Origin of the sequence: Devosia sp., assembly GCF_017307565.1 — a bacterium.
Classification (GTDB): Bacteria; Pseudomonadota; Alphaproteobacteria; order Rhizobiales; family Devosiaceae; genus Devosia.
This window is the reverse complement of the sequence record NZ_JAFKHD010000239.1, coordinates 1-7,724: the sequence shown is the minus strand read 5'-3', so window position 1 is coordinate 7,724 and position 7,724 is coordinate 1. Positions and strand designations below refer to the sequence as shown.

General features: G+C 60.9%; 9 protein-coding genes. 4 read left to right on the top strand and 5 right to left on the bottom strand.

What is annotated here, in order from left to right:
- On the bottom strand, positions 1-704 hold a 704-nt coding region (locus J0I64_RS08035), incomplete at its 3' end, for an ATP-binding protein (RefSeq protein ID WP_291407075.1).
- Positions 705-899: 195 nt separating this feature from the next.
- Here J0I64_RS08035 and yajC point away from each other — a divergent pair.
- The 4 genes from yajC to J0I64_RS08015 all read left to right on the top strand — a co-directional run bounded on the left by yajC (position 900) and on the right by J0I64_RS08015 (position 5,105).
- Positions 900-1,250 (top strand): preprotein translocase subunit YajC, encoded by a 351-nt coding sequence (gene yajC / locus J0I64_RS08030; protein WP_291407074.1) that lies wholly within the window; start codon positions 900-902, stop codon positions 1,248-1,250.
- Positions 1,251-1,313: 63 nt separating this feature from the next.
- Positions 1,314-3,869: a protein translocase subunit SecD gene (gene secD / locus J0I64_RS08025; RefSeq protein ID WP_291407073.1), complete on the top strand. Its 2,556-nt coding sequence runs from the start codon at positions 1,314-1,316 to the stop codon at positions 3,867-3,869.
- The gene (locus J0I64_RS08020) at positions 3,853-4,260 is read left to right on the top strand and encodes an MTH938/NDUFAF3 family protein (RefSeq protein ID WP_291407072.1); all 408 of its coding nucleotides are present in this window, start codon (positions 3,853-3,855) and stop codon (positions 4,258-4,260) included. Before secD ends, J0I64_RS08020 begins: the two co-directional genes overlap by 17 nt.
- Positions 4,260-5,105 (top strand): phytoene/squalene synthase family protein, encoded by an 846-nt coding sequence (locus J0I64_RS08015; protein ID WP_291407071.1) that lies wholly within the window; start codon positions 4,260-4,262, stop codon positions 5,103-5,105. Before J0I64_RS08020 ends, J0I64_RS08015 begins: the two co-directional genes overlap by 1 nt.
- Here J0I64_RS08015 and J0I64_RS08010 read toward each other — a convergent pair.
- The 4 genes from J0I64_RS08010 to J0I64_RS07995 all read right to left on the bottom strand — a co-directional run bounded on the left by J0I64_RS08010 (position 5,102) and on the right by J0I64_RS07995 (position 7,611).
- Complete coding sequence (locus J0I64_RS08010; protein WP_291407070.1) at positions 5,102-5,545, bottom strand: YiiD C-terminal domain-containing protein; 444 nt, start codon at positions 5,543-5,545, stop codon at positions 5,102-5,104. The two genes, J0I64_RS08015 and J0I64_RS08010, sit on opposite strands and share 4 nt — an antisense overlap.
- Positions 5,542-6,924, bottom strand: coding sequence for a methylenetetrahydrofolate--tRNA-(uracil(54)-C(5))-methyltransferase (FADH(2)-oxidizing) TrmFO (gene trmFO / locus J0I64_RS08005; protein ID WP_291407069.1), 1,383 nt, complete (start codon positions 6,922-6,924; stop codon positions 5,542-5,544). Before trmFO ends, J0I64_RS08010 begins: the two co-directional genes overlap by 4 nt.
- Positions 6,925-7,110: 186 nt before the next feature.
- Positions 7,111-7,260 (bottom strand): DUF1127 domain-containing protein, encoded by a 150-nt coding sequence (locus tag J0I64_RS08000; protein ID WP_291407068.1) that lies wholly within the window; start codon positions 7,258-7,260, stop codon positions 7,111-7,113.
- A 198-nt stretch (positions 7,261-7,458) separates the two neighbouring features.
- Positions 7,459-7,611 carry a hypothetical protein gene (locus J0I64_RS07995; protein ID WP_291407067.1) on the bottom strand — a complete coding sequence of 51 codons (153 nt, stop codon included), beginning with the start codon at positions 7,609-7,611 and terminating at the stop codon, positions 7,459-7,461.
- Between the last annotated feature and the right edge of the window lie 113 nt (positions 7,612-7,724).

The following is a 7,724-nucleotide window of genomic DNA, read 5'->3' as shown; positions in this document are numbered from 1 at the left end:
AGGTACGTGTCCTGGTCGGAATTGTGGAAGCCCAGCCAGAGACCGAAACGATCCGAGAGCGAGACCTTTTCTTCCACGGCTTCGCTGGGATTGATCGCTGTCGAGCGCTCGTTTTCTATCATGTCTCGCGGCATCAGGTGGCGGCGGTTCGACGTGGCGTAGAACAGAACATTGTCCGGACGGCCTTCGAGGCCGCCGTCAAGAATGGTCTTCAGCGATTTGTAGCTGGTCTCGCCGCTATCAAAGCTCAGGTCGTCACAGAAGACGATGAAGCGCGCTTCATGTCCGGAAATGGCTCGCATCAGCTGGGGCAGGGTCTCGAGGTCTTCGCGCGCAATCTCGATGAGCACCAGACGCTCAAACCCTTCTCGGGCGCCGATATCGGCGTGAATGGCCTTTACCAGCGAACTCTTGCCCATGCCGCGGGCGCCCCAGAGCAGGGCATTGTTGGCGCCATGGCCGCGGGCGAATTGCTCGGTATTCTTCAACAGCACATCGCGCACATGCTCGATGCCGCGAAGCATTTCGAGCGGCACGCGACTGACTTTGGGCACTGCCAGCAGCGTGCCGGAATCGCCTTGCCAATGATAGGCGTCTGCCTCGCCGAGTTCAAAAACGGCGGGCCGCCCGGCGGAAGTTTCCAGTGCTTCGGCAATAGCTTCGAGAGCCGTCGCTATACGGCCCAGATAATCCTTGGTTTTCACCAGTGCAGTCCTTCAATTCACGCGCGGCAATGTGTTCCCTGAATGGCTTTGCAATCACAGGGGGCCAAATGTATAGTCCCGCCGATTTTAGCCGGGGTGCAAGTGCACGAGACCCCATTCGCGTCCAGTCCTTGAGCCAAGGCGACCTGGCGCACTTCTCTCCAACGACAAAAGAATCAATAAGGAGTTCGCCTGATGTTTGTAACGCCCGCTTTTGCGCAGGATGCAGCAGCACCCGCCACGGGAGGTTTCGCCGATATTCTGATCCAGCTGATGCCGATCGTCCTGCTGGTCGTGATTTTCTGGCTTCTCATCTTCCGTCCGCAGCAGAAGCGCCTCAAGGCACAGCAGGCTATGCTCTCGGCTATCCGTCGTGGCGACACTGTGGTGACCACCGGCGGCATCGTCGGCAAGGTGACCAAGGCCGTTGATGGCGAAGACCTGGAAGTCGAGATCTCCCAGGGCGTGAAGGTCAAGCTCGTGCGCGGCATGGTTGCCGACGTGCGCTCCAAGGCCGAACCGGTCAACGACAACAAGCCGGCCTAAGCCGGACCAAATTGGCCGGAGCCTTAAGGGCTCCGGCTTTCTGACTCTTTAGGACGTCGTTTCATGAACCAGTCGCCGTTCCGCGTAGCATTAATTCTGTTCGTCGCGATCGCGGGTATTCTGTTTGCAGCCCCCAATTTCCTGCCTCAGCAGATGCGGGATGCGCTCCCTGGATGGCTTCCCCAGCCAGGGCTGGTTCTTGGTCTCGACTTGCAGGGTGGTTCTCACCTTCTGCTCGAAGTCGACCGCGCGGGCATTGTCGCCCAGCGCCTTTCCGATGTTCGCCGCGACGCGCGCAACGTGCTCGCTAATCAAAATGGCATTGGCAACATCATCACCACCGATGAAGCCAACAACGCCATATACATTGAGCTGACTGACTCGACGCAGAAGGAGCAGGCGATGGCCGCGCTCCAGTCGATCCAGAATACAATCAACAACTCGCTCTTTTCTGGTGGCGTCGGTGTCAACGAACTCACCTTCACCGAACGCCCCGATGGCCGTATCGCTGTCGCGCTGACGCCAGAGGGCATTACCCAGCGCATGAGCTCGCTCGTTGCTCAGTCGATCGAGGTCATTCGCAGCCGTATCGACGAACTGGGCACCACCGAACCCACCATTCAGCGCCAAGGTGATACCCGCGTCATGGTGCAGGTCCCCGGCTTCGGTGACTCCACCCGCCTCAAGAACATCATTTCCCAGACCGCGCGTCTCACTTTCCACATGGTCTATCCGGGCCTGACAGCCGATCAGGCAGAAGCCCAGGGGCTGCCTGCCGGCACCATGATCCTGCCGACGCAGGACGGTACGCGCGAGCTTCTCTATGAAGATGTCGCCCTCGGCGGCGAATCCCTGGTCGACGCGCAGCCGTCCTACGATTCCCAGCGCGGTATCCCGGTCGTCAGCTTCAAGTTCGACACCCGCGGCGCTGTGACTTTCAGCGAAATCACCTCTGCTAATGTCGGCAAGCGCTTCGCTATCGTGCTCGACAACACCGTCATCACCGCGCCGGTCATCCAGCAGCCGATCACCGGCGGCTCGGGCCAGATCAGCGGCAATTTCACGACCGCTTCGGCCAATGACCTCGCCGTGTTGCTGCGCGCCGGCGCGCTTCCGGCCAGCCTCAACGTCATCGAAGAACGCACCGTGGACGCCAGCCTCGGAGCGGACTCTATCCGTGCCGGTCTGACCGCCGGTGTCGTGGCATCCGTGCTCGTCGTCTCGTTCATGGTCATCGCCTACGGCGTCTGGGGCGTTTTTGCGAACGTCTCGCTGGTCCTTAACGTCATTCTGATCTTTGCGGCGCTGTCGGTATTGGGATCGACCCTGACCTTGCCCGGTATCGCAGGTATCGTTCTGACTATCGGTATGGCGGTCGACGCCAACGTGTTGATCTATGAACGAATGCGAGAGGAACAGCGGGCAGGGCGAACACCGCTACAAGCCATCAATGCCGGTTTCGAGCGTGCCTGGGGTACGATTGTTGACTCGCACTTGACCCAGCTCGTCGCCGCTGTCGTGCTGTACTTCATGGGCTCGGGCCCGGTGCAGGGTTTCGCCGTTACCCTTGGCCTCGGCATTCTGACCTCGCTCTTCACCTCCTATACCGTCACGTCCTACCAGGTGAATCTCTGGTACAAGCGCGTGCGCCCGAAGCGGCTGAAGATCCAGCACTTCCGCTTCATTCCGGACGGCACCAAGATTCCGTTCATGAAGATCTCGCGCTACGTCATCGCGCTGTCGCTCGTCATGACGGTGGTCTCCATCGGTGCCGCCTATTTCAAGGGCTTCAACCTTGGCATCGACTTCGTTGGCGGCACAGCCATTGAAGTCCAGCACGTGGGTGGTCCGGCAGATGTGGCCCGTGTCCGCGAACTGCTCGACGGGCTCGATGTCGGCGAAATCCAGATCCAGGGCTTTGGTACACCGGAAGACGTGCTCGTCCGCGTGCAGGCGCAGGAGGGCGGCCAGTCGGCAGATCAGGTCGCGGTAAAGAAGGTTCAGGACGCACTCGCCGGAGACAATTACGAAGTCCGGCGAACCGAGGCCGTCAGTGGCACCGTTTCGGGCGAATTGGCCTGGACCGGCACCATCGCCGTGATCATCGCGCTCGGCTGTATCCTGCTCTACATCTGGTTCCGCTTTGAGTGGCAGTTCGCCATGGCCGCCGTCACGACGACGTCGCACGACATCATCATGACCATCGGCTTGTTCTCGATAACCGGGCTCGAGTTCAACCTCAGTTCTATCGCAGCCGTGTTGACGCTGGTCGGTCTATCTCTCAACGAAACCGTCGTCGTGTCGGACCGCATTCGCGAAAACCTGTTGAAATACAGGAAGATGCCGCTGCCTGAGCTAATCGACCTTTCGATCAACCAGACCATCGTCCGTACCTCGCTCACCCAGTTCACCGTGCTTCTGGCGCTCGTTCCGCTGGTGCTGTTCGGTGGCGAAGCGCTTCGCAGCTTCACCATCGCCATGACCTTCGGTTCGCTGGTCGGCATGTACTCCTCGGTGATCGTCAACGGCCCGATCCTCATCAACTTCGGCCTCAAGCAGAAGAGCGAAGAAGAGACCGCGGCCAAGAAGGAAAAGTCTTCGGATGGCGCGTCCGTCTGATTCTCTAACGACTGGCGCGGGGCATTTCCCGCGCCAGGTTGGCATTGACGCCTATGGTAATGGCGGTTTCCGCTTCGCCGACATGTCCCATCGCGGCTCCCTGCTGTGCCTGCCTACCGGCATGCTCGGTTGGGATGTGGCTTCGCCTTCCGAACTGACCCTCGCCAGCCTGCAGCCGGTGCTTGACGTCGCCGCGCAGCTCGACGTGCTGCTAATCGGGCTCGGGATGGATATTGCCCTGATCGATCCGGCCATTCGCGACGCGTTTCGCGAGCGCAAGGTGATCATCGAGGCGGTCGGCACGGGCGGGGCAGTGCGGACCTATAATGTCCTGCTGGCCGAAGAACGGGCCGTCGCAGGCGCCTTTATCGCCGTCGAGAAGGCGCGTTGATGTCTACTGACAGCTTTGTCCACGCGGCGCAGGTTTTGCGCGACAGTGACCACGACCGGTATCTTTCGACCCTGGCGCTTCCCGCCGAGGCTCGCGATGGCGTGACGGCTATTCTGGCCTTCAACGCCGATGTTGCGGCCATTCGTGATCGCGTCTCGGGTCCGGCGCCGGGCGAAATTCGCCTGCAATGGTGGAACGATGCGCTCAAGGGCGACGGGCACGGCGCGGTGCGACAGAACCCGCTGGCCGATGCCTTGCTCACAACGCTCGATCGCTACGCGCTGCCGCCAGGCACGCTGCAGCGTCTGATCGGCGCGCGACGCTTCGATCTCTACGATGACCCCATGCCGGACCTCGAAACGTTCGAGGGATATGCTGGGGAAACCGCATCGACCTTGCTGCAGCTTTCGGCAATGATCCTGAACGAGGGGCTGCCAGTGGAACCGGGCGATGCCGCCGGGCACTTGGGCGTTGCCCAGGCCATGACCGGCCATCTGCGCGCCTTCGGCTATGTGGCCTCGCAGGGGCGTATCATGCTGCCCTGGTCGATCTTCGAGGCCAATGGTGTGCGGGAGGGCGAAATCTTCGCCGGCACCGACAGCGAAGGCCTGCATGCGGCGCTGGGCCAGATTGCAGAGCTGGCTGACGAGCATCTCAGAAAGGCAAAATTGGCGATATCAGCGCTGCCCGGCAAGTTGAAGCCTGCCTTTGCCATTCTTCCGGTGGTGGAAGCCCAGTTGTATCGCTGGCAGCGGGTCGGGGCTTCGCCCTTCGCGGCCCTTGCCGATGAAGCGGACTGGCGCAAGATCGGCCGCATCGGCTGGTGGGCGTTGCGGAACCGTTAGCCTTCGGAAATCGCGACGAATTCCCCGATGAGGCTGCCCGCTGGCTTGCCGTCGAAGGACACCTTCGAGGTCACCGAGAACCTTGCGCGTCCACGCCGATTGAAAGTCTGGATGAAGGTCGGCCAGTTTGCATCGTCGAGCGTGGCCGATGCCTCGGCTCTGCCCGTTATCGGCAGAAGGTACTCGGTCGCCGTCCGGTGAATAACCAATTGGCTGACGATACCCTCCGCCTCAAGCTTCAGGTGCATGACTGACCAAGCGGCGAGCAGGGCCAGCGTTGCTGTGCTCCCGCCGAACATCGTGCCGTGCATATTGATGTTCGGCGCCAGGGGAGCGGCGAGAGTGACACGATTGGCGCTGGCACCCAGAACTTCCACCTCCATGGCCCGCGAGAGCGGGATATGGAGATGAAGATAGGTTTGCAGCGCCTCGGGTGTCACTGCCAGACTTTCAGGTCTTCCAAAGCGCGGCTGGTGATCGCGCGACGCTTGGCGATGGTCTTGTCCGGACCGCGCCAGCGTTTTACGCCTTCCGGCTTGCTGATGGTCACTTCCGGGAAAAGGCCGAAATTGACGTTCATCGGCTGGAAGCTGCGCGCGCCACTATAGCTTTCGGCTTCGATGTGGCCGCCAGTGACGTGGCCGATCAGCGCGCCGAGCGCAGTGGTGATCGGCGGCAGCGGCATGGTTTCACCACGGGCTTCGGCGGCGGTCAGGCGGCCGGTGATGAGACCGACAGCCGCGCTTTCGACATAGCCTTCAACGCCCGTGACCTGGCCGGCAAAGCGAATGCGCGGGTCGGCCTTGAGGCGCATGTCGCGACCCAAGACCTTGGGCGAGTTGATGAATGTGTTGCGATGCAGGCCGCCAAGGCGTGCGAACTGGGCATTGGCGAGGCCCGGGATCATGCGGAAGATCTCGGCCTGAATGCCGTAGCGCATCTTGGTCTGGAAGCCGACCATGTTCCAGAGTGAGCCCAGGGCGTTGTCCTGGCGGAGCTGGACGATGGCATACGGCTTTACAGTCGGATTGCGCGGATTGGTAAGGCCAACTGGCTTCATTGGCCCATGGCGCAGGGTTTCGTCACCGCGCTCGGCCATGACCTCGATGGGCAGGCAGCCGTCGAAATAGGGGACCTTTTCCCAGTCCTTGAATTCGTGCAGCGGCGCGGTTTTCAGTGCCTCTACAAAGGCATAGTATTCATCGCGGTCCATCGGCAGGTTGAGATAGTCGGCGCCCGTGCCGCCGGGGCCAGCCTTGTCGTAGCGCGACTGCTTCCAGGCGATGTCGTGGTCGATGCTGTCATAGTGGATGATCGGCGCGATGGCGTCGAAGAAGGCGAGGGAGTCTTCGCCTGTTTTGGCCAGGATCGCATCGGCCAGCGCAGGCGAGGTGAGGGGCCCCGTGGCGATGATCACGTGGCGCCAGTCTTCCGGCGGCCAGCCGTTCAGCTCTTCGCGAACGACCGTAATTCTCGGATGATTTTCAATGATCTGCGTGACGGCCGCGGAAAACCCGTGGCGATCGACCGCCAGAGCGCCGCCAGCTGGCAGCTTGTGCTGGTCGGCAGCGCGCATGATCAGGGAATTGCAGCGGCGCATCTCTTCGTGGAGGAGGCCCACGGCGTTCTGCTCATGATCGTCAGAGCGGAAGCTGTTGGAGCAGACGAGCTCGGCAAAATCCTCGGTCGAATGCGCGTCAGTGGCTTTGACGCCGCGCATTTCGTGCAGGATGACGGTGGCGCCGGCTTCGGCTGCCTGCCATGCGGCTTCGGAGCCCGCGAGGCCCCCGCCGATGATGTGAATGGGTTCGTTTGACATGGCTGGCAGATACCAAGCGCCATGTCGCCGCGCAACTGGAAGCCAATCACGGGTGCAAGAATAGCGGCGCTTTCAGGGGGCGGGGATAAGTTTCATAAGCGTCGGGCGCCGGAAACGAAAACATCCGCATCTCAAAGAGAGGCGGATGTTCGGTCGTTCATTTCAGAAGTATTCGCGCTGAAACTATTAGAGCGAATTGGCATGATCGCGAGCAATGCGATTGATGTCGGTGCGGTTGATGCCGAGATCATTCAGCTGGCGATTGTCGAGGGCAGCAAGCTCACGAACGGTCTGCTGGTAAGCGGCCCACTTCTTGAAGGTTTTACGGATATCCATTTGAGTTCTCCTGTCGTTTGCAAGGAGAGATATAGTCGAGGCCAACCCCAGCGAGCAGATAGAGATTAGTCAAAGAAGCCATGCATTATTCGCAGGGCGGTGAGGAGTGTCGTTAAGCTGCGGTTAAGGCGGGTGGCAAAAGAGTGGCCGCCGGAAGGCGATCCGGCGGCCAGCGATATATCTGCGGCGAATTGGCGGTCAGCGATCGAAGAGCGAACGCGTCATCTTGGAAAAGTCTGGGCCGGAAATGCCCAGCATGTCGGCCTCTCGCGTTGAAGGAACGTCCATTTCCCGCAACGTCTGCTTGAGGTCGACCAGGCGCTTGATGCGCCAAACGGCACGTACAAACATGGGTAGATACCCCTGTGGCTGGTGGCAGCATTTGGAGGATCGGCTGATTTGCGGGGCCGCGCCATGGGGCAAAAAGCAGGCGCGGCATGCAGGGCGCGCATGCCAGTTTCATC

Excerpts from the sequence above, each read along its gene's own strand:
- yajC (WP_291407074.1), top strand. The coding sequence starts at position 900 with ATGTTTGTAACGCCCGCTTTTGCGCAGGATGCAGCAGCACCCGCCACG.
- secD (WP_291407073.1), top strand. The coding sequence starts at position 1,314 with ATGAACCAGTCGCCGTTCCGCGTAGCATTAATTCTGTTCGTCGCGATC.
- J0I64_RS08020 (WP_291407072.1), top strand. The coding sequence starts at position 3,853 with ATGGCGCGTCCGTCTGATTCTCTAACGACTGGCGCGGGGCATTTCCCG.
- J0I64_RS08015 (WP_291407071.1), top strand. The coding sequence starts at position 4,260 with ATGTCTACTGACAGCTTTGTCCACGCGGCGCAGGTTTTGCGCGACAGT.
- trmFO (WP_291407069.1), bottom strand. The coding sequence starts at position 6,924 with ATGTCAAACGAACCCATTCACATCATCGGCGGGGGCCTCGCGGGCTCC.
- J0I64_RS08000 (WP_291407068.1), bottom strand. The coding sequence starts at position 7,260 with ATGGATATCCGTAAAACCTTCAAGAAGTGGGCCGCTTACCAGCAGACC.
- J0I64_RS07995 (WP_291407067.1), bottom strand. The coding sequence starts at position 7,611 with ATGTTTGTACGTGCCGTTTGGCGCATCAAGCGCCTGGTCGACCTCAAG.